1 protein-coding gene is annotated in these 1148 nt (G+C 47.0%); it reads right to left on the minus strand.

Translation table 11 applies throughout. The features are described from left to right. Positions 1–1130, minus strand: a 1130-nt coding sequence (gene tuf, locus ACT3QP_RS14815; RefSeq protein ID WP_444526029.1) for an elongation factor Tu, incomplete at its 3' end; no start/stop codon positions are given. Positions 1131–1148 lie beyond the last annotated feature (18 nt).

Consider the following 1148-nt stretch of genomic DNA (forward strand, 5'->3'; position numbering starts at 1 on the left):
AAGCGAAGACCTTTGTCCATAGCGATTGGGTGGATAAGCTCTACGCCCATCTCAACGTTGTCACCAGGCATTACCATTTCAGTACCGTCTTGTAATTGGATTGCGCCAGTTACGTCAGTGGTACGGAAGTAGAACTGTGGACGATAGCCGTTTAGGAATGGTGTGTGACGACCACCCTCTTCTTTTGATAGTACATATACTTCTGCGTCAAACTTGGTGTGAGGCGTGATTGTACCTGGCTGAGCTAGTACTTGGCCACGTTGTACGTCTTCACGTTTAGTACCACGTAGTAGTACGCCACAGTTTTCGCCTGCACGACCTTCGTCAAGCAGTTTACGGAACATCTCTACACCAGTACAGGTGGTTTTTTGAGTGTCACGGATACCGACGATTTCGATCTCGTCACCAACTTTTACGATACCAGATTCAACACGACCTGTTACTACGGTACCACGACCTGAGATTGAGAATACGTCTTCGATTGGCATTAGGAATGCTTTGTCAACGTCACGCTCTGGCTCTGGGATGTAAGTGTCTAGTACTTCTAGTAGTTCTACTACGGCTGGTTGGCCATATTTGTCTTCTGAGCCTTTTAGGGCTTCAGTTGCTGAACCTTTGATGATTGGAGTGTCGTCACCTGGGAAGTCATAGTCATTCAATAGTTCGCGAACTTCCATTTCTACTAGTTCTAGTAGTTCTTCGTCATCTACCATGTCACATTTGTTCATGAATACGATGATGTATGGTACGCCAACCTGACGTGATAGCAAGATGTGCTCACGTGTTTGTGGCATTGGGCCGTCAGTTGCTGATACAACTAGGATTGCGCCATCCATTTGAGCGGCACCAGTGATCATGTTTTTAACATAATCGGCGTGACCTGGGCAATCAACGTGGGCGTAGTGACGAGTAGCTGTGTCATATTCTACGTGTGAGGTGTTGATGGTGATGCCACGTGCTTTTTCTTCTGGTGCTGAGTCAATAGAAGCGTAGTCTTTGGCTTCGCCACCTGAAGTGATTGCTGCTACTGTTGCGATTGCAGCTGTTAGTGTTGTTTTACCGTGGTCAACGTGTCCAATGGTACCGACGTTGACGTGTGGCTTGTTGCGTTCAAACTTGGCCTTTGCCATGGGTATTTCCTCTTTTTT

This window comes from Psychrobacter sp. AOP7-B1-24 (genome assembly GCF_052376215.1).
Classification (GTDB): domain Bacteria; phylum Pseudomonadota; class Gammaproteobacteria; order Pseudomonadales; family Moraxellaceae; genus Psychrobacter.